Origin of the sequence: Nonomuraea sp. H19 (assembly GCF_052068215.1) — a bacterium.
In the GTDB taxonomy this organism is placed as follows: Bacteria; Actinomycetota; Actinomycetes; order Streptosporangiales; family Streptosporangiaceae; genus Nonomuraea.
In genome coordinates this window covers 150330-174926 of sequence record NZ_JBQHCV010000004.1, presented here as the reverse complement: position 1 = coordinate 174926, position 24597 = coordinate 150330, and the positions used below count along the sequence as shown (strand labels likewise).

Annotated in this window: 24 protein-coding genes; 14 read left to right on the top strand and 10 right to left on the bottom strand. The window is 70.0% G+C overall.

Translation table 11 applies throughout. From position 1 onward, the window contains the following. The first annotated feature begins 34 nt into the window (after positions 1-34). From ACTMTI_RS10130 to ACTMTI_RS10110, 5 genes are read left to right on the top strand one after another with little or no spacing between them, the layout of a single operon-like run. A complete protein-coding gene (locus tag ACTMTI_RS10130) occupies positions 35-922 on the top strand; it encodes a sugar phosphate isomerase/epimerase family protein (RefSeq protein ID WP_441119819.1) in 888 nt (295 codons plus the stop codon). A 32-nt stretch (positions 923-954) separates the two neighbouring features. Beyond that, entirely contained in the window at positions 955-2325 is a 1371-nt protein-coding gene (locus tag ACTMTI_RS10125) for an ABC transporter substrate-binding protein (RefSeq protein WP_441119817.1), read from the top strand. Continuing rightward, the gene (locus ACTMTI_RS10120) at positions 2322-3293 is read left to right on the top strand and encodes a carbohydrate ABC transporter permease (protein WP_441119815.1); all 972 of its coding nucleotides are present in this window, start codon (positions 2322-2324) and stop codon (positions 3291-3293) included. Before ACTMTI_RS10125 ends, ACTMTI_RS10120 begins: the two co-directional genes overlap by 4 nt. Next, positions 3280-4125 (top strand): carbohydrate ABC transporter permease, encoded by an 846-nt coding sequence (locus ACTMTI_RS10115; protein WP_441119813.1) that lies wholly within the window; start codon positions 3280-3282, stop codon positions 4123-4125. Before ACTMTI_RS10120 ends, ACTMTI_RS10115 begins: the two co-directional genes overlap by 14 nt. A gap of 3 nt (positions 4126-4128) precedes the next feature. Continuing rightward, positions 4129-5283 (top strand): ROK family transcriptional regulator, encoded by a 1155-nt coding sequence (locus tag ACTMTI_RS10110; protein ID WP_441119811.1) that lies wholly within the window; start codon positions 4129-4131, stop codon positions 5281-5283. 6 nt (positions 5284-5289) lie between these two features. On the opposite strand, the gene ACTMTI_RS10105 is transcribed toward ACTMTI_RS10110, so the two are convergent. Continuing rightward, positions 5290-6039 carry a helical backbone metal receptor gene (locus ACTMTI_RS10105; protein ID WP_441119809.1) on the bottom strand — a complete coding sequence of 250 codons (750 nt, stop codon included), beginning with the start codon at positions 6037-6039 and terminating at the stop codon, positions 5290-5292. Between the two features lie 218 nt (positions 6040-6257). On the opposite strand from ACTMTI_RS10105, the gene ACTMTI_RS10100 reads away from it, so the two are divergent. Next, entirely contained in the window at positions 6258-7061 is an 804-nt protein-coding gene (locus tag ACTMTI_RS10100; RefSeq protein WP_441119808.1) for an SAM-dependent methyltransferase, read from the top strand. Between the two features lie 3 nt (positions 7062-7064). Next, positions 7065-7967, top strand: a complete 903-nt coding sequence (locus ACTMTI_RS10095) for a TIGR03619 family F420-dependent LLM class oxidoreductase (protein ID WP_441119807.1) — start codon at positions 7065-7067, stop codon at positions 7965-7967. Here the strand turns inward: ACTMTI_RS10095 and tpx are convergent. Both tpx and icmF read right to left on the bottom strand, forming a co-directional pair. Next, complete coding sequence (gene tpx / locus ACTMTI_RS10090) at positions 7960-8460, bottom strand: thiol peroxidase (protein ID WP_441119805.1); 501 nt, start codon at positions 8458-8460, stop codon at positions 7960-7962. The two genes, ACTMTI_RS10095 and tpx, sit on opposite strands and share 8 nt — an antisense overlap. Positions 8461-8604: 144 nt before the next feature. Continuing rightward, the gene (gene icmF / locus ACTMTI_RS10085) at positions 8605-11802 is read right to left on the bottom strand and encodes a fused isobutyryl-CoA mutase/GTPase IcmF (RefSeq protein WP_441119803.1); all 3198 of its coding nucleotides are present in this window, start codon (positions 11800-11802) and stop codon (positions 8605-8607) included. Positions 11803-11907: 105 nt separating this feature from the next. Here icmF and ACTMTI_RS10080 point away from each other — a divergent pair, with 105 nt between their 5' ends. After that, positions 11908-12957 (top strand): glucose 1-dehydrogenase, encoded by a 1050-nt coding sequence (locus ACTMTI_RS10080; protein WP_441119801.1) that lies wholly within the window; start codon positions 11908-11910, stop codon positions 12955-12957. A gap of 128 nt (positions 12958-13085) precedes the next feature. Here ACTMTI_RS10080 and ACTMTI_RS10075 read toward each other — a convergent pair whose 3' ends face one another. Further along, positions 13086-13979: a CHAP domain-containing protein gene (locus tag ACTMTI_RS10075; RefSeq protein ID WP_441119799.1), complete on the bottom strand. Its 894-nt coding sequence runs from the start codon at positions 13977-13979 to the stop codon at positions 13086-13088. A gap of 181 nt (positions 13980-14160) precedes the next feature. Next, entirely contained in the window at positions 14161-14931 is a 771-nt protein-coding gene (locus tag ACTMTI_RS10070) for a PP2C family protein-serine/threonine phosphatase (RefSeq protein WP_441119797.1), read from the bottom strand. A gap of 76 nt (positions 14932-15007) precedes the next feature. Between ACTMTI_RS10070 and ACTMTI_RS10065 the strand changes: the two genes are divergently transcribed. From ACTMTI_RS10065 to ACTMTI_RS10050, 4 genes are all read left to right on the top strand, one after another. Next, complete coding sequence (locus ACTMTI_RS10065; RefSeq protein WP_441119795.1) at positions 15008-17158, top strand: N-6 DNA methylase; 2151 nt, start codon at positions 15008-15010, stop codon at positions 17156-17158. 38 nt (positions 17159-17196) lie between these two features. Continuing rightward, a complete protein-coding gene (locus ACTMTI_RS10060; protein WP_441119793.1) occupies positions 17197-18087 on the top strand; it encodes a serine/threonine-protein kinase in 891 nt (296 codons plus the stop codon). Between the two features lie 278 nt (positions 18088-18365). Beyond that, positions 18366-19361: a LacI family DNA-binding transcriptional regulator gene (locus ACTMTI_RS10055; protein WP_441119791.1), complete on the top strand. Its 996-nt coding sequence runs from the start codon at positions 18366-18368 to the stop codon at positions 19359-19361. Between the two features lie 12 nt (positions 19362-19373). Further along, on the top strand, positions 19374-20234 hold the full coding sequence (locus ACTMTI_RS10050; RefSeq protein ID WP_441119790.1) for a phosphotransferase: 861 nt from the start codon (positions 19374-19376) through the stop codon (positions 20232-20234). 2 nt (positions 20235-20236) lie between these two features. On the opposite strand, the gene ACTMTI_RS10045 is transcribed toward ACTMTI_RS10050, so the two are convergent. Next, a complete protein-coding gene (locus tag ACTMTI_RS10045; RefSeq protein ID WP_441119789.1) occupies positions 20237-20761 on the bottom strand; it encodes a carboxymuconolactone decarboxylase family protein in 525 nt (174 codons plus the stop codon). Between the two features lie 15 nt (positions 20762-20776). Then, on the bottom strand, positions 20777-21538 hold the full coding sequence (locus tag ACTMTI_RS10040) for an SDR family oxidoreductase (protein ID WP_441119787.1): 762 nt from the start codon (positions 21536-21538) through the stop codon (positions 20777-20779). Between the two features lie 61 nt (positions 21539-21599). On the opposite strand from ACTMTI_RS10040, the gene ACTMTI_RS10035 reads away from it, so the two are divergent. Both ACTMTI_RS10035 and ACTMTI_RS10030 read left to right on the top strand, forming a co-directional pair. Further along, the gene (locus ACTMTI_RS10035) at positions 21600-22472 is read left to right on the top strand and encodes a LysR family transcriptional regulator (RefSeq protein WP_441119786.1); all 873 of its coding nucleotides are present in this window, start codon (positions 21600-21602) and stop codon (positions 22470-22472) included. Positions 22473-22547: 75 nt separating this feature from the next. Further along, on the top strand, positions 22548-22787 hold the full coding sequence (locus ACTMTI_RS10030; protein ID WP_441119785.1) for a DUF3040 domain-containing protein: 240 nt from the start codon (positions 22548-22550) through the stop codon (positions 22785-22787). Here ACTMTI_RS10030 and ACTMTI_RS10025 read toward each other — a convergent pair. The 3 genes from ACTMTI_RS10025 to ACTMTI_RS10015 are packed head-to-tail and all read right to left on the bottom strand — an operon-like array spanning position 22761 to position 24462. Further along, a complete protein-coding gene (locus ACTMTI_RS10025) occupies positions 22761-23015 on the bottom strand; it encodes a DUF6343 family protein (RefSeq protein WP_441119784.1) in 255 nt (84 codons plus the stop codon). The two genes, ACTMTI_RS10030 and ACTMTI_RS10025, sit on opposite strands and share 27 nt — an antisense overlap. 21 nt (positions 23016-23036) lie before the next feature. Then, positions 23037-23741 carry a maleylpyruvate isomerase family mycothiol-dependent enzyme gene (locus ACTMTI_RS10020; protein ID WP_441119783.1) on the bottom strand — a complete coding sequence of 235 codons (705 nt, stop codon included), beginning with the start codon at positions 23739-23741 and terminating at the stop codon, positions 23037-23039. 16 nt (positions 23742-23757) lie between these two features. Continuing rightward, a complete protein-coding gene (locus tag ACTMTI_RS10015; RefSeq protein WP_441119781.1) occupies positions 23758-24462 on the bottom strand; it encodes a DUF4344 domain-containing metallopeptidase in 705 nt (234 codons plus the stop codon). Between the last annotated feature and the right edge of the window lie 135 nt (positions 24463-24597).

Sequence of the window (24597 nt, the reverse complement as noted above, 5' to 3'; positions counted from 1 at the left end):
CTCTTAAGTCTACGACTTCTGATGGGAGCGACTGATGAAATTGGGGTTTCTGACCGCGTGTCTTGTGGAAAGTGACCTTACCGACATCGCGGACTGGGCTGTGGGCCAGGGATTCGAGGCCCTGGAGGTCGCGGGCTGGCCATCTTCGGATGGCCGAAATCACATCAGAGTTGATCGTTTCGACGACGTCGAACATGATCGAATCAGGCGAATCGTGACCGAGAGCGGACTTACGCTTTCCTCGATCGCGTACTACGAAAACAATCTTCACCCCGAGCAAGGGCCGCAGGTGAACGCGCATGTGCGGCGCTGTGTGGACGTCGCCGCGGCCCTCGGCTGCCCGACCGTCGGCACGTTCGTGGGCCGCGATCCCGGGCGTCCGGTGCGCGACAATCTTAAGCGGGCCGAAGACGTGTTCGGCCCGCTCGTGGAGTACGCCCGGCAGCGCGACGTCGAGATCGTCATCGAGAACTGCGTGATGAAGAGCTGGCATCCCGACGGATATCCGGGCAACCTCGCCTACTCCCCCGAGCTGTGGGAGTGGATGTTCGCGCTCGGGCTCAAGCTCAACTACGACCCCTCGCACCTGGTGCCCCTCGGCATCGACCCGGTCGCGGCGCTGCGCCCGTACATCCCGAACATCGCCCACGTCCAGGCCAAGGACACCGAGTTCCTGCCGGGCAAGATCGACCGGTACGGCTTCCACGGCCCGATCAGCGGCGAGAAGGGCTGGTACCGCTTCCGCGTGCCCGGCCTCGGCCGGATCGACTGGACGCGGGTGATCGACGCGCTCTACGAGGGCGGCTACGACGGGGTGGTGTCCGTGGAGCACGAGGACCCCGTCTGGAGCGGAAACACGGAGAGGGTACAGACCGGTCTCGGTATCGCCTACCGTACGTTGCGCCATCTGATCCCGGGGTAAGGGCGGCGTATCCCCGATCAGAGGAGCGTGCAATGCCCAAGAAGGTAACCGCCGTCCTCTCCGTCGCCCTGCTGACCGTCGCCTCGCTGGCGGCGTGCGGCGACGGTGGCGAACAGTCGCCCACGGCCAACAAGATCAAGGTCTGGACCGAGGAGAACCTCGATGACCGGATGGCCGTGCAGAAGAAGATCATCGCCGAGTTCACCCAGCAGACCGGGATCCAGGTAGAGCTGGTCGGCGTGGCCGAAGACCAGTTCAGCCAGACCGTGACGGCCGCCGCCGCGGCGGACGACCTGCCCGACGTGATCGGGGCGCTGCCCCTGGCGTCCGTACGCGAGCTGGAGGCCAACGACCTGCTCGACACCGAGACGCCGGGCAAGGTCGTCGACCAGCTCGGCCGGAGCTCGTTCTCGCCGCGCGCCCTGGAGCTCGACACCTCGGGAGGCAAGCTGCTCGCGGTGCCCAGCGACGGCTGGGCACAGCTGATCCTCTACCGCAAGGATCTGTTCGACAAGGCGGGGCTGCAGCCCCCGGACACCTACGAGGCCCTGCAGGCGGCGGCCGCGAAGCTCAACACGGGCGGGGTCGCGGGCATCACGCTGGCGATCGCGCCGAAGGACTCCTTCACCGCGCAGAGCTTCGAGCACGTCGCGCTGGCGAACGGCTGCCAGCTCGTCGACAATTCCGGAAACGTCAGCCTCGACTCCCCTCAATGCGCGCGGGCCTTCGAGTTCTACGCGAACCTGGCCAAGAACCACTCGGTCAAGGGCAAACAGGACGTCGACACCACCAGGGCCACCTACTTCTCCGGCAAGGCCGCCATGATGATCTGGTCGTCGTTCATCCTGGACGAGCTGGCCGGGCTGCGGAAGGACGCGCTGCCGAGCTGCCAGGAGTGCCGCGAGAACCCCGAGTGGCTGGCCGAGAACACCGGCGTGGTGACGGCGCTGAAGGGCCACGACGCGAGCGCGCCCGCGCAGTACGGGGAGATCGTCTCGTGGGCGATCACCCGTGACGCCGCCAAGGACTCGGCCGCCAAGTTCGTCTCGTACATGATGAACGAGGGCTACGAGCGCTGGATCGGTATGGCGCCCGAGGGCAAGTTCCCCGCCCGCACGAACTTCCAGGACGCGTGGAGCAAGCTGCCCGCGGGAGTCGACACCAAGAAGCCGCTGTCCGACGTCTACCCCGCCGACGTGCTCGACGACCTGCGCAAGAGCCCTGACACGTTCGCCCGCTGGGGCATCCCGCAGGGGCAGGGCAAGCTGGTCGGCGCCATCATGGGCGAGCTGCCGGTGCCCAAGGCGCTGAGCGGGGTCGTCGACGGGTCACTGACCCCGCAGGCCGCCGCCGCCCAGGCCAAGACCGACGTCGAGACGGTCAAGCGCGGGATCCGGCAGTGAGCGGCCGGGCCGCGGCTCCCCCGCGTACGACCGAGCCGGCGCCGCCCCCGGAGCGCCGGCCACCACGGACACTGCGGCAGCAGGAGGGCCGCGCCGGGCTCCTGCTGATCTCGCCGACGCTGATCATCACGCTTGTCGTCGTGGTGCTGCCGCTGCTGTGGGCGATCATGCTGGCATTCCAGGACGCGCGGCTGATCAACATCCGGCGAGTGGGCGTCTTCGGCCACTACACGCTGGAGAACTTCGCGTACGTGGTCGCCGAGCCCGGTTTCTGGACGGCGTTGGTCAACACGCTCGTCTACACGGTCGCGGGGACGGCGCTGTCGATCGCGATCGGTCTGGTGGCGGCGCTGGCGCTGCGGGACAAGTTCAAGGGGCGGACTTTGGTCCGGGCCTCGATCCTGATCCCGTACGTCGCGCCGGTCGTGGCCGTGGCGTTCCTGTGGGAGACGATGCTCAACCCCCAGTACGGCATCGTCAACACCTGGCTCAGCGAGCCGATCGCGTTCCTCAGCCAGGCCAAGGGCGAGTTCCTGGGCATCCAGGTGCCGGTGGCGCTGCTCACGGTGATCGCGTTCGAGGCGTGGCGGTATTTCCCGTTCGCGTTCCTGTTCATCCTGGCCCGGCTGCAGGCGCTGCCCAAGGAACTGGACGAGGCCGCGGTCGTGGACGGCGCCACGCCGACCCAGCGCTTCCGGTACGTGATCATGCCGCAACTGTGGCGGATCATCGCGTTGCTGTCGGTGCTGCGGTTCGTGTTCACGTTCACCAAGTTCGACGACGTCTACCTGCTGACCGGCGGCGGCGCCGGCACCGAGGTGGTCAGCGTGCGGGTCTACAACTTCCTGACCGCCCGCGACGACATCGGCGCCTCGGCCGCTCAAGCCATCGTGCTCGCGGTCGTGCTGGTCGTGTTCCTGGCCATCTACCTCAGGTTCTTCGGGGGAGGCGAACGTGAGCAGGGATAGGTTCGAGCGGGCGCTGTTCCGCGTCCTCAGGCCCCTGGTCATCGCGGTGCTCTTCCTGATCACCGCGTTCCCCCTCTACTACATGGTCATGCTGTCGATCCGCGACATCCAGGAGCTCATCCTGGAGCCGGGCTCGCTCTGGCCGGCCACGTTCACCCTGGACACCTACGTGAACGTGCTGACCAAGCAGGGATTCCTGACCTTCATGGGCAACAGCGCGATCGTCGCCGTCGCCTCGGTGGCGGTCACGCTGCTGGTCTCGATCCCGGGCGCGTACGCGGTGGCTCGGCTGCGCTTCTTCGGCCGGCGACAGGTGCATTTCCTGTTCCTGGCCGTCTATCTTTTTCCGGCGATCGTGCTGGCGATCCCGCTGTTCGTGCTGTTCACGATGCTCGGGCTGCGCGGATCGCTGATCGGACTGATCCTCGTGTATATCGCGCAAACGGTGCCCGTCACGGTATACATGCTCCGCAACTACTTCGAGACCGTGCCGCAAAGCGTCGAAGAAGCGGCCGCGATCGACGGGTGCACGAGACTGTCGACCATCTGGCGGGTGGTTCTGCCGCTGTCCAAGCCCGCGCTGATGGCCACCGGACTCTACGCCTTCATGATCGCGTGGAACGAGTTCCTGTTCGCCCTGCTCTTCCTCGTGGAGAAGCGGGAGAGCTGGACCGTTTCGCTGGGACTCTCACAGCTTGCGGGGAGCATAGAGATCCCTACAACGGTCCTGATGGCCGGATCGGTGGTGCTGACGCTGCCCATCGTGATCGTGTTCTTCGCCGGCGAGCGACTTCTGACAGAAGGGCTGACGGCGGGAGCCGAGAAGGGATAGACGATGCTGACGGCAGGGCAGATCCTCCAGCTCATCCGCAATGGCACCTGCCGGACGCGCAAGGAACTCATCGAATACACCGGCCTGTCCCGTTCCACGATCACCGACCGGGTCGACCGGCTCGTCGACGCCGGATACATCCACGAATCCGGCGTGGGCGCTTCCGGGGGCGGGCGACCGCCCTCGGTGCTCGACATCGACGCGACCAAGCGGCTCATGCTGGTGGCCGACCTGGGCGCCACCCACGCCAGGGCGGCGCTGACCGACCTGGCCGCCCGGCCGCTGGCCGAGGAGGGCACCGAGATGCGCATCGACCGCGGCCCCGACGCCGTGCTGTCGTGGGTGCGGGAGGCGTTCCAGCGGATGCTGGACCGGATCGGACGGCCGGCGGGCGACGTGTGCGGCGTCGGGCTGGACCTGCCCGGCTCGGTGGACCGCACCAGCGGCCGGGTGATCAGGTCGTTCCTGATGCCCGGATGGGACGACCATCCGGTGGGCGAGGCGGTCGGCCGGGCGTACGACGTGCCCATCCTGATCGAGAACGACGCCAACGCGATGGCCCTCGGCGAGTGGTATTCCTCCTGGCGGGACACCGCCTCCCTGATCCTCGTCAAGGTGTCGACCGGGATCGGCACCGGCATCATCCTCGACGGGCAGATCTACCGGGGGGTCGAGGAGGCCGCGGGGAACATCGGGCACGTGCGCATCCGCGAGAGCGACGACCGCGTCTGCACCTGCGGCTCGCGCGGCTGCGTCGCCTCGCTGGCCAGCGGTCACGCCCTCGCCGTCGACCTGGGCCAGGAGTCCAGCCGCGACGTGGTCCGCCTCGTCCATGCGGGCGATCCGACGGCCATCGCCCGTACCCAGGAGGCCGGGCGCACGCTGGGCGTCGTGCTGGCCACCGCGGTGAGCCTGCTCAACCCGGGTGTGCTGGTGCTGGCCGGGGACATGGCGGAGACCAGGGAGCACTACCTGACGGGAATCAGGGAGATCGTCTACCGCCGCAGCCTGCCGTACACGACCAGGAACCTGGAGATCGTCACCTCCTCGCTGGGCGACCGGGCGGGAATCGTGGGGATGGCGGTGATCGTCATGGAGCACGTGCTGTCGCCCGCCTCCGTGGACGCCTCGCTGGCGGCGTCTCAAGCGGTGGACTGACGGCTCTCAGCCGCTGAGCGCACGCCGCAGGAGGGCCGGCGCCTCGACCAGCGAAGGCCCGTACCACGTGAGCATGCGGCCGCTGACCAGGGCGCAGGTGAGCCCGGGGAAGCACTCCGGGCCGTCGGTCGCGGAGAAGGCGTAGGGCTCGTCGGGCAGGACCACGAGGCCGGGCCGCCGCTCCACCAGCTCAGGCAGCGGGATCTTGGGATAGCGCTCGGCGTGGCCCGCGTACAGGTTGTCGACGCCGAGGCGCCTGAGCACGTCGCCGGTGAAGGTGTCGCGGCCGACGACCATCCACGGGCGGCGCCAGATCGGGATGATCGCCGTCCTCCGCGGACCCTCCACGGGCGCCCGCCACGCCTCCTCCGCCGCGTCCAGCCAGGCCGGGCGGCCGGTACGGCAGGCGTGCCGGAACATCCGGTCCAGCGACGCGAACGCCTCGTCCAGGGTCTCGATCTTCGTGACCCAGACCGCGATGCCCGCCTGGCGCAGGGCCTCGATGTCGGGCGCGCGGTTCTCCTCGGCGTTGGCGAGCACGACGTCGGGCCGGAGCTTCTCGATCGCCTCCAGGTCGGGGTTCTTGGTGCCCCTGACCCTGGCCACGTCCAGATCGGGCGGGTGCGAGCACCAGTCCGTCGCCCCGACCAGCGCCTCCGGCAGTGTCGCCGCCACCGACTCGGTCAGCGACGGCACCAGGGACACGATCCGCCGCACGGTCGGGGGAATCTCCACAGGCACGCCGGTGTCATCCATAACAGCAGCGTCTTCTACTCTCTGTGTTTACATCAGTAAAACGGACATCAGCCTAGCCTCGTCGCATGCCGACCGAGGCCGGGAAGCGATCAGGGTCGCATGGCGAGCACCGACAACAGTTCATACCCCTAGATCGACGGGTAACTGGGGAGAATGTCGGTATAGATGCATAGAATCTTGACCAAAGATCATTAACTCGTGATCGGGGGGATCGACGGTTGGACCAGGAGTCGCAAGGCTTCGATCCGGACACGCCGAACGTTGCCCGGCTTTATGACTACTACCTCGGGGGCAAGGACAATTTCCCGGCCGATCGGGCGGCGGCCGAGCGGATTCTGCAGGTGGCGCCCGAATTGCGGGCCGCGGCTCGGGCGAACCGGGCGTTCCTCGGGCGGGCCGTGCGCCACCTCGCCGGGGCCGGCATCAGGCAGTTCCTCGATATCGGCACGGGACTGCCGACCCAGGAAAACGTGCACCAGGTCGCCACGAAGGTCGCCCCCGACTCCCGGGTGGTCTACGTGGACCTGGACCCGGTGGTGCTGGTGCACGCCAGAGCGCTGCTGGACGGCCAGGGCGGCACGACGGTGGTCCAGGGCGACCTCCGCAAGCCCGGCGAGATCCTGAGCCATCCCGACGTGACGCACACGATCGACTTCAGCCGTCCCGTGGGCGTGCTGCTGGTGGCGGTCATGCACTTCATCGCCGAGTCCGAAGAACCTCAGGAGATCATCGCGACCCTGCGTGAGGCCATGGCGCCCGGCAGCTACCTGGTCATGTCCCACGGCACGAGCGACGCCAGCGCCGCCGCGGCCGACAAGGGCACCGAGGTCTACCGCAACGCCAGCGCCCAGCTCACCCTCCGCGACCGGGAGCGGATCACGGCCCTTTTCGAGGGCTTCGAGCTGGTCGAGCCCGGCCTCGTCTGGTTGCCGGAATGGCGTCCTGAGCCGGCCGACACGATCGACTTCATCGACAGCCCCGCGTCGTCGCTGATCCTGTGCGGCGTAGGCAGGAAGATCTGAGGCATGGACATCGGACTGGCCGTGCCTCAGTTCGGCAGGTTCGCGACGCTGACCAGCGTGCTGGCGGTGGCGCGGGGGGCCGAGGACATGGGGTTCGCGGGCCTGTGGGCCGGCGACCGGCTGCTGACGCCGCTCCAGCCGAAGGATCGCTATCCGGGCGGTGACGGCACCATGCCCGAGGCGCACCGGGTGTTCCTGGACCCGTTCGCGGTGCTGTCGGTGGCCGCCTCGGCGACCTCCACCGTACGGCTGGGCACCAGCGCCCTGAACGCCTGCTGGTATCCCCCGCCCGTCCTGGCCCGCTCGCTCACCACGATCGACCACCTCAGCGGCGGCCGGCTCGTCGCGGGCCTCGGGCTCGGCTGGTCCTCCGACGAGTACGCCGCCGTAGGCGTGCCGTGGAAGGGCCGGGCGAAGCGGTACGACGCCACCCTGGACGCGCTGGAGGCCATCTGGAGCGCGGACCCGGTGTCGTTCGAGCACGAGCTGTGGACGATCGCGCCCAGCCACATCGAGCCCAAGCCGGCCCGCCGCCCACCGCTCTATCTGGCCGGTTTCACCAAGCAGGCGCTGTGCCGCGTCGGCCGCAGGGCCGACGGCTGGCTGACGGCCACGCTGCCCATCCCCATGCTCACGGCGATGTGGAAGACCGTGTGCCGGAGCGCCGAGGAGGCCGGGCGCGACCCCGGCACGCTCCGCATGGCGCTGCGCGCCAACCCCGACATCACCGGCCAGGGGAACCCGCCGAGGAGCGGCACGGTCGCGCAGATCTGCGACTACCTGGCCACCGCGGCGGAGGCCGGGGTCCACGAGGTGATCCTGGACCTCCAGCACACCGCCACGAGCGACCAGCACCTGCTGGAGCTGGCCGGGGAGTTCAAGGCCCGGCTTTTCAGCTCTACTTGAGCGCGGTCAGCGCGCCCTCGTAGTCGGGCTCCTGCGTGATCTCCGGCACCAGCTCGGTGTAGATCACCTTGTTGTCGCCGTCGAGCACGACCACCGCGCGCGCCGCCAGCCCCGCCAGCGGCCCGGACTCCTGCGCCACGCCGTAGTCGGCCAGGAACTCGCGGCCGCGCATGAGCGACAGCATCGTCACGTTGTCGAGCCCCTCGGCGCCGCAGAACCGCTTCTGCGCGAAGGGCAGGTCGGCGGAGACGCAGAGCACCTCCACGCCGGGGAGCTCGGCGGCGACCTGGTTGAAGCGGCGCACCGAGGCCGCGCAGACGCCGGTGTCGACGCTCGGGAAGATGTTGAGCACCTTGGTCGACTGGCCGAAGTCGTCCAGCGAGCGCTCGGCCAGGTCCGTGCCCACCAGGCGGAACGCGGGCGCGGTGTCGCCGGGCTTGGGGAAGGTCCCGCTCACCGTGATGGGGGTGCCCTTGAAAGTGACGTCGGACATGGAAAGCCTCCTGATAGCGATGTTCCCGGGACGCGATCCTATCGGCGCGGCCCGGGAGCACCCGGGGTCCCCCGCCATCTCGGAGTCGCGCCGGTACTGGCCCCCGCCATCTCAGACGTCGCGCCGGTACTGGCCCCCGCCGTCTCAGACGTTGCGCCGGTACTGGCCCCCCGCCTCGAACAACGCGTCGGTGATCTGGCCGAGCGAGCAGAACCGGGACGCCTCCATCAGCACCTCGAAGACGTTCCCGTCCGACATCGCCACCTCGCGCAGCCTGGCCAGCTTCGCAGGCGCCTCGGAGCGGTTGCGGTCGTGGAAGGCGTGCAGGCGGTCCAGCTGCGAGTGCTTCTCCTCCTCCGTGCCCCTGGCCAGCTCCACCTTGTGCGGGTCCGGCTCGTCGTCGCCGCGCGGGTTGCGGAAGGTGTTGACGCCGATGATCGGCAGCGAGCCGTCGTGCTTGCGCATCTCGTACAGCATGGACTCGTCCTGGATCTTGCCGCGCTGGTAGCCGGTCTCCATCGCGCCCAGCACGCCGCCGCGGTCCGACAGGCGCTCGAACTCGCCCAGGACGGCCTCCTCGACCAGGTCGGTCAGCTCATCGATGATGAATGAGCCCTGCAGCGGGTTCTCGTTCCTGGCCAGGCCCCATTCGCGGTTGATGATGAGCTGGATGGCCATGGCGCGGCGGACCGAGTCGGCCGACGGGGTGGTGACGGCCTCGTCGAAGGCGTTGGTGTGCAGGCTGTTGCAGTTGTCGTAGATCGCGATCAGGGCCTGCAGGGTGGTGCGGATGTCGTTGAAGTTCATCTCCTGGGCGTGCAGGGACCGGCCCGAGGTCTGGATGTGGTACTTCAGCTTCTGCGAGCGCTCGGCGGCGCCGTATCTCTCCCGCATCGCCACCGCCCAGATGCGGCGGGCCACCCGCCCGAGGACGCTGTACTCGGGGTCCATGCCGTTGGAGAAGAAGAACGACAGGTTGGGCGCGAAGTCGTCGATCTTCATACCCCTGGCCAGGTACGCCTCCACGTACGTGAAGCCGTTGGCCAGGGTGAACGCGAGCTGGCTGATCGGGTTCGCGCCGGCCTCGGCGATGTGGTAGCCGGAGATCGAGACCGAATAGAAGTTGCGCACGCCGTTCTGGATGAACCATTCCTGGATGTCGGCCATCATCCTGAGCGAGAACTCCGTGGAGAAGATGCAGGTGTTCTGCCCCTGATCCTCCTTGAGGATGTCGGCCTGGACGGTGCCCCGGACGGTGCCCAGCGTGCGCCCGCGCAGCTCCGCGGCCTCGTCGGGTGATGGCTCGCGGCCGTGCTCGGCGCGGAAACGATCGAGGGCCTGCTCGACGGCGGTGTTGAGGAAGAAGGCCAGGATCGTGGGCGCCGGGCCGTTGATCGTCATGGACACCGACGTGTTGGGGGCGGCCAGATCGAACCCGTCGTAGAGCACCTTCATGTCGTCGAGGGTGGCGATGGAGACGCCCGAGGTGCCGACCTTTCCGTAGATGTCGGGGCGCAGGTCCGGGTCGTGGCCGTACAGCGTCACCGAGTCGAACGCCGTGGACAACCGGGTCGCCGGCTGGCCCTCCGACAGCAGCTTGAAACGCCTGTTGGTACGGAACGGGTCGCCCTCGCCGGCGAACATCCTGGTCGGATCCTCGTCGTCGCGCTTGAACGGGAAGACCCCGGCGGTGAACGGGAACATCCCGGGCAGGTTCTCGCTGCGCAGGAACCGCAACAGGTCACCGTGGTCGGTGTAGCGCGGCAGGGCGACGCGCGGGATCCGGTTGCCCGAGAGCGTCTCGCGCCACAGCGGGGTGTGGATCTCCCGGTCGCGTACCTTCACGACCAGTTCGTCGGCCGTGTAGCGCTCCTTGACGGTGGGCCAGGTCTCGATCAGGGCACGACTCTCGTCGGTGAGCTCCCGGTCCGCCTGGGCGTGCAGGTCCTTCAGCCGGTCGTCGTCCAGGAGCTCCTGGACGGCGGCGAGCTGCTGGCGCCGGCGGGCCACCTCCGCCTGGGCAAGGGTCTCGGCGTGGTAGGCGCGGACGGTCTCGGCGATCTCGGCCAGATAGCGGGACCTGGCGGGCGGCACGATCGCCGCCGACGCCTGCGAGGTGCGTTCGGACACCTGCGGCAGCAGCCCCGGCCCCGCCTCCTCTATCAGGAGGCCCTTGAGGTGGTGGTAGAGGGCGGTGACCCCGGCGTCGTTGTAGCGGGCGGCGATGGTGCCGAAGACCGGCATGTCCTCCGGTCTGGCGCCGAACGCCTCGCGGTTGCGTACGAGCTGGCGGCGCACGTCGCGCAGCGCGTCCTCGGCACCGCGGCGCTCGTACTTGTTGATCACGACGGCCTCGGCGAAGTCCAGCATGTCGATCTTCTCGAGCTGGGACGCCGCGCCGAACTCGGGCGTCATCACGTAGATGGGCACGTCCACGTGTGGAACGATCCCGGCGTCGCCCTGGCCGATGCCCGGCGTCTCCACGATCACCAGGTCGTATCCCGCGGCCCGGCAGGCGGTGATCACGTCGTCGAGGCAGGCGGGCACCTCGTTGGCGGCGCCCCTGGTGGCCAGGGAGCGGAAGTAGGTCTGGGGGCCCAGACTGTTCATCCTGATGCGGTCGCCGAGCAGCGCGCCGCCGCCGCGCCTGCGGGTGGGGTCGATGGCGATGACGGCGATGCGCAGTTTGTCGTCGTTGTCGACGCGGAACCTGCGTACCACCTCGTCGGTGAGCGAGGACTTGCCCGAACCGCCCGTACCCGTGATGCCGAGCACCCGCGCGCGTCTTTCCCCAGCGGCGCGCTGGAGGCCCTCCACCAGGCCGGCGGGGGCGCGGCCGGCCTCGACGAGCGTGATGGCGCGAGCCAGCGCCGCCTGGTCCCCCGAGACCACGGCCTCCACCGAGGGCGGATCGCCCACCTCGTAGTCGCAGTCCTCGATCAGCTTGTTGATCATTCCCGGCAGGCCGTACCGCTGGCCGTCGTCCGGCGAGAAGATCCGCGTGACGCCGCGCGAGTGCAGCAGCTTGATCTCCTCGGGCACGATCACGCCACCGCCGCCGCCGTACACCTTGACGTGGCCCGCGCCGCGCTCGCGCAGCAGATCCACGAGATAGGAGAAGAACTCGACGTGCCCGCCCTGGTAGGAGCTGATCGCCACGCCCTGGACGTCCTCCTGGATCGCGGCCGTGACGATCTCGTCCACGGAGCGGTTGTGTCCGAGGTGGATCACCTCGGCCCCCTGCGACTGGAGGATGCGCCGCATGATGTTGATCGCCGCGTCATGGCCGTCGAACAAGGCCGCGGCGGTAACAAAACGGACTGGGTGTACCGGGACGTGCACGCCTGATCACTCCTTCGTGAGGGCTCTCCCTCCCGAAGATACTAGGACGTCCTACTATTTCCCAAGAACCTCCGGGGTAAGGACTGCGCAGGAGGTGACGCCGACATGCGTGCGCTGACGTTCACGCCGGGCAGCAAAGGGAGCCTCGACGTGCGGGAGCTCCCCGATCCCGAGCCTGCCAAGGGCGAGTTGCTGATCCAGGGCCTCGCTCTGGGGATCTGCGGGACCGACAGGGAGCTGGCCGCCGCCGAGTACGGCTGGCCGCCGCCGGGCAGGGACCGGATGGTCATCGGCCACGAGTCGCTCGGCCGGGTGCTCCAGACGCCGGAAGGCTCCGCGTTCTCCGCCGGCGACCTGGTGGTGGGCGTGGTACGCCGGCCCGATCCCGTGCCATGCGGGGCGTGCCGGCGCGGCGAGTTCGACATGTGCCGCAACGGCCGCTACACCGAGCGCGGCATCAAGGAGATCGACGGGTACGCGAGCGAGCGCTGGACCATCGAGGCCGGGTACGCCGTGCGCCTGGATCCATCGCTGGAGAGCGTCGGCATGCTGGTCGAGCCCACCTCTGTGGTGGCCAAGGCGTGGGAGCAGATCGACCGGATCGGCTCGCGGGCCTGGTTCGAGCCGCGCACGGTGCTCGTGACCGGGGCCGGGCCGATCGGGCTGCTGGCCGCGCTGCTGGGGCGGCAGCGCGGGCTGGAGGTGCACGTCCTCGACCGGGCGCCGGCGGGGCTGAAGTCCCGCCTGGTGACCGACCTGGGCGGGACCTATCACTCCGCTTCGTCGCTCGAGGCGTTCGCCAAGGCCAAGCCGGACATCATCATCGAGTGCACGGGTGCGGGGCAACTGGTCATCGAGGCCATGATGACGACCGCGGCGGCGGGCATCGTGTGCCTCTGCGGGCTCGCGCCCGGCGGGCGGCTGCATCGGGTGGACGCGGGGGTGATCAACCGGGACATCGTGCTGGAGAACGACGTGGTCTTCGGCACCGTCAACGCGAACCTGCGCCACTTCAGGAACGCGGCCGCCGCTCTGGCGGAGGCGGATCCGGGGTGGCTGGAACGGTTGATCACGCGGCGGGTGCCACTGGATCGCGCCCTGGACGCCTTCGAGCCCGGCGACGACGTCAAGGTCGTCATCGACCTCACCACCTGAGCACAGCACACCCCACACCGGCACGGCGCGGCACGCGGCGCGCGGGGTGAGTGCCCCTTCAGCGCAGCGCGCTGGTGTGGCTCTTGGCTTGGTCGCGCGCGGCAGGGCTCCGCGGCCGGCGTGGGGGCTCAGCTGGGTTCGTAGGGTTTGCGTCTCTTGGGGGTGGGATGCAGGGTGGCCGCGTGGCCGGAGCCGGCTGGGACGCGGCTCCTGGGCGGCTGGCCGGACTGCCTGGCGACGGCGGGTTTTTTGGCCGCACCGGCCGGCGCCTTCTCTCCGGCAGGGACCCGCTCGCGGGCCGGGGGTTCCCCGGGTGTCGCGGGGTTGTGCCGGATCGGTGCCTGGCCACGCGCCCGGCTCTTCTCCGCCGTTGGCGCGTTCCATCGGCGGCGCCAGAGCCAGGCGAGGCGGCGGTGGGTGCCGCGGCGGCGGCCGGAGACCCGTAAGGAGAGCACGATGGTTAAGAGCACCATGGCGGCCAGCAGCGCGGGCGGCGTGCCGAGTACGTCCAGCGGCGACCCCTGGCCGATCTGGGACCGCGGCGGCGACACGAACGGCCGCTCGGTCGAGCGGATCTCGTCGAGCTTCTCGGCCTCGGCCTTCACCAGGCGCGGGATCCCGTACCCGACGACCTTGTCGGTCTCCCTGGTCTTGCGCTTGAGCCAGACGCGGTCGACGTTCGCCTCGATCGTGTGGATCTTCTTGCCGTCGACCCGCTCCACGACCCCGACGTGGTCGATGCCCTTGTAGCTCTTTCCGCCGCGCCAGTCGAAGAAGACCAGGGCTCCCGGCTCCGGACGCTGCGTCCACGCGCCTTGCTTGATGAACCAGGCCGCGTGGGAAGGCGTCCAGGCGAACTCGCCGACATAATTGGTGAGCCCGGCTTTGTCCGCGGCCCAGGCGAGGAACATGTCACACCACGGCGCGTTGCGGTATTGGGTGTCTTGGACGCGATCCGCGTACCACTGGCCGAACTTGGTGAACTGGCCGCTCTTCTCCTTATAGCCGAGTTCCTGGCGCACCGTTTCCAGCAGCTCGTCCGCAATCGGGTCCAGGGCGACTCCTCCCAGAAAACCGACAAATCACGATGGACTGTAGTAGCGCCATCGCGGAATTGCGCGCATCACCGGGAAACTGTCTTGCTATGAGCTGAAATTTCGGTTATGTGACTGCTGGGGCAGGTGAGACTGACGTCAACCAGCGTTAGGCGCCGGCACCAACGCGATAGACGGTTACGTCCCCCGCGCCGGGCGCCACCACGTCGGCGACGATCACGGTCACGTTGTCGGGCGAGCCGCCCTCGTTGGCCAGATCGATGAGCCGCTGGACGGCCGCGGCCGGGTCTGCCACCGTGGTCAGGACCTCGTGCAGGATCTCGGGCCCGAGCACGGTCGTGAGCCCGTCGGAGCAGAGGAGGTAGCGATCATCAGGCTCGGCCTCGCGCAGCGCCATGTCCGGCTCCGCCCTGCCCTCGCTGCCCAGCACGCGCAGCACCATCGACCGCCGCGGGTGCACAGCGGCTTGATCCTCCGTTATGCGCCCTTCGTCCACCATCGACTGCACAAGTGTGTGATCCTTGGTCATCTGGTAGAGAGCACCATCGCGAAGCAAATATCCGCGGGAGTCACCGAGATGAGCCAGGGCGAACCGGTAGCCGTCCCACAGCATGGCGGTCACCGTGGTCCCCATCCCCCTGCGCGCGGGGTCGATGTCGGCCAGCTCGACCAGCCGGCGCCCGGCCTCGTGCACGGCGCCCTCCAGCGCCGCCTCCAGATCGGAGCCCGTCTCGGGAAGCGTGACATCCAGTTCGCGCATGACGGCGATCGCCGCCGAGCTCGCCAGCTCGCCGGCCGCGTGCCCGCCCATCCCATCGGCCACCACGAGCAGCCGGCCGCTCGCATAGCCGGAATCCTCGTTCTGCTCCCTGCGGCGGCCCACGTCTGATCCGGCGGCATAGCGGATGTTGTGCTTCATACCCTGCAGTAAATCATTGGTTGAAAGACTTCACAAGCAGATGCGCTGAAGACTCGTGTGAACTACTGTGGGCTCCATGAGCCACGACCCGACCGTCAACGCCGGGGACATCGCCCGGCTCGCCGGTGTCGGGCGGGCCGCGGTGAGCAACTGGCGCCGCCGCCACGACGACTTCCCCCAGCCCATCGGCGGCACAGCCAACCAGCCGCTGTTCTCGCTGCGCCAGGTCGAGTCCTGGCTGCGCCGCTATGGGAAGTCCTACCAGGTCTCCCTGGGAGATCGGGTATGGCAACGCCTGAAAGCCGCTGGCGATTTGCGGCTGGGCGAGCTGGTGGCCCAGGCGGGAGCCCTGCTCACCAGCCACCCGAGCGCCCTCGGCAGCGAACCGGCCGCGGCCGCCGACAATCTCGCCGCCACCGGGCGTGTCCCTCACTCCGCGCCGGACGGCGGCGGAAGCGCCGGGCACGGAGACGGGCGCACACCGGTCGCCGAGCGGCCGGGCGTCGAGAGCCCATCGGGCACCGGGCGGGCAGGCGCCGAGAGCCCGCCGCACCCCGGACGGGCGAGCGCCGAGGATGCCGCAGACGCCGGGCGAGCCGTTGACGGGAGCGTGCGGGGTTCGGGGTCCGAGCCGGACTCGCAGAGCGAAGGGCCAGGCGCGCAGAGCGAAGAGCCCGGGTCGGAGCCAGGCGGGCCGGGGTCGCAGCCCGGCTGGCCGGCGTCGGCGGCGGATGGGCTGGATCCGGAATTGGCCGAGCTCGTGCTGGAGCTGGCCGCGCAACAGGACCCGCTGACGGCGTACGAGTTCCTCTGCGAGCGCTACCTCGAGGCCCACTCCCGGCAGCTCTCCGTCACCCGCGAGGACGTGGCCGAGCTGCTGGTCCGGCTCGTACGCGCCGACGGCGCCACGATCCTCGACCCGGCCTGCGGCGTCGGCACGCTACTCCTCGCGCCGGCCCGGATGGCTCCGGGCGCCGGCGAAGCGCCGCGGATCGCGGCCAGGATGCTCGGCCAGGAGCTCAGCGAGACCTCGGCCGCCATCACCGCCTCCAGGCTCGCCCTGCGCGGCATCGATGCCGAGGTCGTGTCCGGTGACTCGATGCGCCACGACGGCTTCGCCGGGCGGAAGGCCGACGCGGTGGTGTGCGACCCGCCGTTCAACGAGCGCGCCTGGGGCTATGAGGAGCTGACCGGCGATCCGCGCTGGGAATACGGCCTGCCGCCGCGCGGCGAGCCCGAGCTGGCCTGGGTGCAGCACTGCCTCACGCACGTCAAGCCCGGCGGTCTGGTCGCCATCCTCATGCCTCCGGCCGCCGCCAGCCGCAAGGCGGGCCGCCGCATCCGCGCCAACCTCCTGCGCGCGGGCGCGCTGCGGGCCGTCGTCGCGCTGCCCGGCTCGGACCTGTGGCTGCTGCGCCGCCCGGCGGCGGGCGAGCGGCCGCCGTCCGACGTGCTCATCCTCGACGCCACCGCGGACCTGGCGAGCGTCGAGCCGGCCTGGCAGGCGTACCTGGAGGACCGTTCCGACCAGACGGTGCGCATCATCGACCTGCTGGCCGACGAGGTCGACATGACGCCGGCCCGCCACCAGCGGCACGACGACGTCGGCCGGGCGTTCGCCGAGATACGCGACCGCTTCCTGGCGGCCGCCGCCGTGCCGCCCGATCTGAAGGTCCTGGAGCAGCCGCTCGACCAGCCCGCCACGACGCTGGGCGACCTGATCAAGGAAGGCCTGGTGAGCACCTCGCAAGCCCCGCCCAAGATGGCGGCGGACGGCGGCGAGGTCCCGGTCCTGACTTCCGACGACGTGCTCAACGGGACCCCGCCGTCCGGCTCCACGACCATGCAGCAGGGCCTGATCGCCATCCACGCCGGTGACGTGGTGGCCTCCTACTCCAGCGTGCGGGTGATGGCCGACGGCGGCGGCGCGGTGCTTGGCCCGCACCTGACGCTCTACCGGGTGGACACCCGCCGGCTGGACCCCGACTTCCTGGCCGGCTACCTGCGTGCCGCGGGCGGCCGGGTGACGACCGGCTCCAGCAGGTTCGACGTGCGGCGCACCCGCCTGCCGCGGCTGTCGCTGAAGGAGCAGAAGGCGTACGGCGCGGCGTTCCGGCAGCTGGCCGTGCTCGAGGACGCCATCCGCGAGACCTCGACGCTGGGTCAGACGCTGATCAGGCTGGGCCTGGACGGGCTCGCCGACGGTCACCTGCACCCACAGTCCTGACGGTGTAGTTTTTCCGGAAAGGCTGCGGGGAGGGGCGAATGGTCATCGGTGACCGCTATGAGCTCGACGACCTCCCTCTCGGGCAGGGGGGCATGGGTGCGGTCTACGCCGGGCACGATCGCCACCTCGACCGCCGGGTGGCGGTGAAGCTGCTCAGGCTGCCCAGCGGCCCCGATCACGAGCTGGAGCGCCGCTTCATCCGCGAGGCGCGCATCCTGGCCAGGCTGGAGCATCCGGGCGCGCCGGTCCTCTACGATTTCGGCACCCACGAGCAGCGGCTCTACCAGGTGATGCAGTTCATCGAGGGCGTGACGGTGGCCGACGTGGTCAGCGAGCACGGCCCGCTGCTGGTGCCCTGGGCGGCGGCCATCGCGGCCCAGGCGTGCGCGGTGCTGTCGGCGGCGCACGCGCTGTCGATCTGCCATCGCGATCTCAAGCCGACGAACCTCATGCTCTGCCCGGACGGCAGCGTGAAGGTGCTGGACTTCGGCCTGGCCATGCTGCGTGACGCGGAGGTCACCACGTTCACCAGGATCGGGCAGATCCTGGGCACGCCAGCGTACATGGCTCCCGAGCAGATCCAGCACGGCGTCGCCGAGCCGCGCAGTGACCTGTACTCGCTGGGGTGCGTCCTGCACGAGATGCTCACCGGCGAGCAGCTCTTCACCGGCCCCACCGACTACGTGGTCTTCGAAAAGCAGGTCAAGGAGCGCCCACCGGCCATTCCCGGCCTTCCCGGCGAGCTGGAAGCGCTCCTGGGCGAGCTGCTGGAGAAGAAGCCGGACGACCGGCCCGCGGACGCGAACGAGCTGTACCAGCGGCTCGACCCGTTCGCCGTCGGGCTGCCCATGCTGCCCGGCTTCCTGGCCACCGCGCCCAGCCCGGGCCGCATGTACGCCCGCATGGCGGGCCGCGCGCTCAGCGGCTGAGGCCGCGGAGGCGTTCCCGTACGGCCGGCTCGTGAACGCGCTCTCTCGCCAGCCTCGCCCCGCGCCCCAGAAGGCTTCCATGACCCCTCGAATCCGGCTCGCCGTGCCCCTGCTCGGGACCGCGTGCGGCGGCGGGAACACCGGCGGCGGCCCAGCATCGTTCACGTGGACCACGAGACGCAGACCACGGTGCTCAAAGACAGCGCTCTCTGGCACAGAGACGTGATCGGGAGGAACGGCCTGTAGATTTTGCCCGTGCTCTTCCTCATGGTGCAGTCATGAGACGCCCGACCCTGGAGGCGGTCGCCGCCCGGGCGGGTGTCTCACGGGCCACCGCGTCCCGCGTGGTCAACGGGCAGACGACGGTGGCGCCCGACATCCGCGACGCGGTGCTGCGTGCGATCGACGAGCTGGGCTATGTGCCCAACTCGGCCGCGCGCAGCCTGGTCACCCAGCGCACCGACTCCATCGCGCTGGTCATCAGCGAGCCCGGCACCCGGGTCTTCTCCGACGACCCGTGGTTCTCCATGGCGATCAGGGCGGCGTCGATGGAGCTGGAGGAGGCCAACAAGCAGGTCGTGCTGATGCTGGCGGCCAACGCCAAGAGCCACGCCAGAGTGGAGCGTTACATCGCGGGCGGGCACGTGGACGGGGTCATGCTGATCTCCATGCACGGCGCCGACCCGCTGCCCGCCGCGCTGTCCCGGTTGCGCGTCCCCGTGGTCTCGTACGGGCGGCCGGCCGTTCCCGTGGACATGCCGTACGTCGACAACGACAACGTGGGCGGCGCGGAGGCCGGGGTCAGGCACCTGGTGGCGTCGGGGCGGCGCAGGATCGCCACGATCGCCGGGCCGCAGGACATGATCGCCGGCCAGGACCGGCTGACCGGCTACCGCAACGTGCTGCGCGACTCCGATCGCCGCTCGATCGTCGCGGTCGGCGACTTCACCCGCGAGTCCGGCGCAGTGGCGATGCGGCAGCTCCTCGGCGACGACCCGCACCTGGACGCCGTCTTCGTGGCCAACGACCTGATGGCCGTCGGCGCCCTGCAGGCGCTGCGGCAGGCCGGACGGCGGGTCCCGGACGACGTGGCGGTGGTGGGCTTCGACGACATCGAGGCGGCGAAATACACCGAGCCGCCGCTGACGACGCTCCGGCACCCGGTGACCGAGCAGGCCGCGGCGATGGTCCGCATGCTGCTCGGCCTCTTCGCGGGCGGCTCCCGGGACCCGGTCATCCTGCCCACGGAGTTGGTGATCCGCGAGTCCGCCTGAATGGATAGGGTTGTGATCTCCAACAGCACCGCTCTGGCCGTCGCCGTCTCCGTCGCCGAGGATCACGGGATTCGGGTGCCGGACCCGGTGGTTCTCAACGACTCCTTCAACCTGCGGATCCACCTGCGGCCCGCGCCGGTCGTGGCGCGCGTCCCGACGGTCACCGCGCTCGGGCGGCCGCGACCGGCCGCGGCGCTGCGGCGGGAGCTGGAGGTCGTGTCCTACCTGCACGGGCGGGGCGCGCCGGTGGTGCCGCCGAGCGACCTGCTGCCGCCGGGGCCGCACGTGCGGGACGGGGTCGTGGTCTCGTTCTGGGCCCATGTCGAGCACGACGCTTCCTACGAGGTCACGCCGGAGGAGGCCGGACGGGCGCTCGCCGTCCTGCACGAGGCCCTGCGGGGGTTCCCCGGCCGGCTTCCCTACCTGGGGCCGGTGCTGGACGAGCCCGTGCGCCTGCTGGAGCTGCTCGACGGCGCGGTCGAGCCGGACGCGCTGGCCCGGCTGCGGGACGCGCACGCCGGGCTCGTTCTGGAGGGCGGGGCGGCGCAGGCCGTCCATGGTGACGCGCATCCGGGCAACCTGCTGGCGACCCCCGCCGGACTGCTCTGGAACGACTTCGAGGAGACCATGGCCGGGCCCGTCGAGTGGGATCTGGCCTGCATGTTGCGGACCACCCGCCTCGACGGGCCGGCGGCCGTCCTGGCCTACGGCGCCGACCCCGGCGACCCGCGCTTGCGTGCCCACATGGCGGCTCGGGCGCTGCAGGGCACGCTGTGGCTGCTGGTGAGGGCGCTGCGGTTTCCCGCAGAGTCAGGTACGGCCCGCGCGGCGCTGGAGGCGTGGCTGCGCGACCCCAGCGGGGCCACCCGGTGAGACTACGCCCGGAAGACGCGGAGCTGGAGCGCGAGCGTCGTGTAGTAGCCGACCAGCGTGGTCAGCTCGAACAGCGCCCGCTCCCCCAGCAGCGCGTATTCCGCCTCGTCCAGGTCCCCCTTGGCCACCAGGGCTCGGGTCACGGCGAGCACCGCCGCCTCCTCCGCCGGGAGGTCCAGAGGAGTGCCGTCGCGCAGCGCCTGGAACTGGTCGTCGGTGAAGCCCAGGTCGCGCGCGATCGGCTCGTGGGCCGCCTGCTCGAAGGCGCTCTCGTGATGGTGGGCGACGACCAGGATGGCCAGCTCCCGCGCCCGGTCGGTCAGCGAGGAACGGTAGCGGATGGCCGCGCCCAGCTCCTGCAGCGGATCGCCGACGGACGGGCTGAGGAGCATCGCGTTGAACGGGCCCGTCAGCCCACCCTCGGAGTCGACCATGAACTTCCCGCGCGGGCCAGACGTGATCTTCTCGTAGAGCGCCCTGGCTTCGGGGTCCAGGTCGTGCGGCGGTGTTCTGCGGAGCCGTGCCATCTGGCGATCGTAACGTCAGACCGGCACCACGCCGCCGCGAGGACCGAGGAAGTAGCCGCCGGTCACGTCGAGGACGTGGCCGGTGATCCAGCGGGCGTCCGGCCCGGCGAGCAGGGCCACGGCGGCGGCGATGTCCTCGGGGCGGCCGATCCGGCCCAGGGCGGTGACGTCGGTGACCTGCCGCTCGGCGACGCCGTCGTGGTCGTCGCGGAGCCAGGCGTTCATGTCCGTCTCCGTGACGCCCGGCGAGACGGTGTTCACGGTGATGTTCCGCTCCCCCAGGATGGGGGCCAGGCTGAAGCCGAGCGTGTCGAGGGCGCCCTTGGTCATGGAGTAGACGAGGTCCGGCAGGGCGATGCGGACCACGGCCGAGGAGATGTTGATGATCCGGCCGCCGTCGTTCAGGAGCGGCAGCGCTCGTTCGATGATGAAGTACGGCGCCCGCACGTTCACCGCGAACACCCGGTCGAACAGTTCCTCGGTCACCGTGCCCAGGGTCCCGGCCAGGATGGCCGCGTTGTTCACCACGATGTCGAGACGGTCCTCCTGGATTCCCTCGAACAGCGCGTCCACGCCGTTCTCGAACGCCGCCTTGACCGCGTACGCCTGCCCGCCCGCGCCCTCGATCGCGGCCACCGTCTCCTTGGCCAGATCGTCGTTCCGCGCGTAGTGAACGATCACGCGGGCGCCGTCGGCGGCCAGGCGTTCGGCGATCGCCCGTCCGATGCCGCGCGAGGCGCCGGTTACCAGTGCTGTCTTGCCTGACAAATCACTCATGCGCCCATCGTGCGGGGCCGCTCCCGTATGCGTCCAAGACCGGCTGTTATAGCTTCTTGCTATGGATGCCCATATCCGGGATCTGCGGTATTTCGTGGCGGTCGCGGAGGAGCTGAGCTTCACGCGGGCGGCCGCCGAGCGGCTGTACATTTCGCAGCCCTCGTTGAGCAGGCAGATCAGGCAGCTGGAGCTGTCCATGCGGGCCAAGCTGTTCGAGCGCGACCGGCGTACGGTGGCGCTGACCGCGGCGGGCGCGGCGCTGCTGCCCCGAGCCCGGCAGATCATCGAGCAGTGGGAGGGCGCGCAGCGGGCGGTGGCGGCGGCGCGCGGGGACCGGATCCTGGTCGTCGGGTTCCAGACGCGGATCGGGCGCGGGCTCGTGCCCTCCATCACGAGCGCGCTGCCCGATTGGGAGCTGCGCTTCCGCCAGGTGCCGTGGCGCGACCCCACTGTGGGGCTGGGGGACGGGCAGGCCGACGTGGCCATCGCCTGGCTGCCGCTGCCCGGCGACGGCGAGTACGACTGGACGGTGGTGAGCACGGAGGACCGATGGGTGGCCCTGCCCACGGGCCATCGGCTGGCCGCCCACGCCAAGGTGGACTTCGCCGAGCTGGCCGAGGAGCCGTTCGTCGCCCTGCCGGTCTCCGCCGGGCCCATGCGGGACTTCTGGCTGGCCGTCGACCAGCGTTCCGCGCCGGCCGTGGTGCGGGCCGAGGCGGAGACGGCCGAGGAGGCGTTCGAGCTGGTCGCCTCCGGGCGGGCCGTGGTGCTGGTGTCCGCCGGGAACGCCGACCTCTACCGGCGCGACGACGTGGTCTGCCGGCCTGTCGCGGGACTGCCGCCGAGCGAGCTGGCCATCGCCTGGCGGCGCGGCGATCGGCGGCCGGCCGTGCGGGCCTTGGTGTCGGAATTCATTCGCTGCATGTGCGGCTGAGCCGCGCCTGCGGAGGGCTGGAATGCCTGCGCTACCGGTGGGTACATGCCTTTCACCGGCGTGGGTGGTGATGTCATGAGTCTCTCCGGAAGGGAACGCCGAATCCTCGCTGAGATCGAGCTGGCTCTCGAGCGGGAAGACCCCGAGCTGGCCGAGCGCGTGGCGGCGATCAACAGGATCGAGTCCGATGGGGGCATCTTTCCGCAAGCGTACGGCGACCGCCTGCGCATGTGGGCGCTCGCGCACGTCTGGAAGATCTTCCTGTTCGGCGCGCTGGTGATCGTGCTCCTACTGCTTGCGGTGCTGACCACCTGAGCGGCGGTGCCGCAGCACGAGCAGGTCGATGGCGGCGATGATGGCCACCACGGCCGCGATCGCGGCCTCCCAGCGCCAGACCTCCTGACCGGTGCTCATGGCGCGCGTGGCGAAGAACACCGCCGCCGCGACGCCCAACACCAGGGCCACCATGGACAGGATCCGCCGGGCGCGCAGCGGGCTGCGTGCGCTCAGTGGCTCCGTGCCCTCGCGGTTACGCAGCCACATGATGATCTCCTCTCCCAAGGCTCAGGCGAGACACCTCAGGGCCGCGGCGATGTGCGGGTCGAGCTCGTGGGAGCTGGGCAGGCGCCCCACCGTGGCCTCCACGAACTCGGGGTACGACAGCGTCGCGGTGCTACCGTTCACCGCCACCCAGATCTGCTCGGCCGTCTGCTCGACCTGCACCTTGGCCTCCTGCTCCGCCAGCACGAACCGCCCTACCTCGACCCGCCACAGCGTCCGCCCGTCCGCCTCCTCGTCCGACACGGGGACGCCGACGTCGTCGGCGTGGGTGGCGTACTCGGAGTCGTAGTGGAAGGCCTGCCGGCCGTTGGGGTACGGCCCCGCCATCGTGTCGAGCGGGGCGTCGTAGCCGAGCGCCCGCATGCGTCGCCTGGTCTCGCCGTTCTTGGTACGCCACTCCTCCAGTACCTGCTCGACAGGCAGGCCGCGGCGCCGGCGTACCGACCACTCGTTGAAGTCGTTGAACCCGGTCACTCCCTCGACGGTCAGCCGGGTCATCAGGTCCTGCACGGTCCCGTCCAGGCAGGCGTGGTTGTACATCTCCTCGCCCGCCAGGTGCGCGAGCACGTCGCGCACGGACCAGCCGGCGCACCGCGAGGGCCGCTGCCAGTCGCTCTCCCCGAGCCCGCTGAAAAACCGGTCCAGCCGGGCCGCCTCGGCGTCGAAGATTTCGAACGGGTTGAAGTCTTTGAGCAGGTCCTGGGCCATACCCGGACGCTACCCCTTATGCCGTGGCTTTCACGGCCATGGATCCGATGGCTGACTTGACCCGGTTGTACTCGTCGGCGCAGGACGGCGCCCGCTCGGCCGGAACCCAGCCTCCGCGCGCGATTGCGGCGTATTTGGCGGGGTCGCCGCCGTACAACAGGCAGGCGAACGTGGCGGATTCCGCGAGCCCGGACAGGTGGTCGACACCGGCGTGCCCGGCGAGCAGGTGGCGGGCCTCTGCGGCGCGCACCACGCGCTTGGGCGCGTCGGAGGCGAGCGTCAGCGCGGCGAACTGGTCGGCCTGCTCCTCGCCGTCGGCCAGGCCGTTCATGGTGGCCAGGGCGTGGCCGAGCTGGTGGTGGAAGAGCACGGCCAGCGCGGCGTCGATGCGCGCGTGCGTGGTGCGCGAGTCGGCCTCCTCGGTCTCGGAGATGCCGGTCAGCGTGCGCCGTACGTTGTCGACCAGCGAATAGCAGATCGTGATCCGGCGCTCCTCGCGATCCCAGGTGGCCGCCGCCCTGTCGCAGTCGCGGGCGACGACCTTGACCGGCTGGGGCAGTTTGATCTCCGTCTTGAGCGCCTCGCTGTCCTTCAGCAGCTGCCTGGCCTGCTCGGCGCGCGGAGATCCCGCGGGCTCGTACCGAACGGTCAGCTCGGGTGAAGGGGCCGTCCCCAACGTGCTCGTCATGCTCAGGACGAGGGCGATGAGGGGATGCGGCATGCGGTGCTCCTTCCGGGTCGATCACGGCAATGGGACTGTCCATGCGGCGATTGGATGATCGATAAACCACGGAGGAGGTAAAACATGCGGGAAAGCCGGAGGCCCGGCCCCCACAGGGGACCGGGCCTCAGGTGC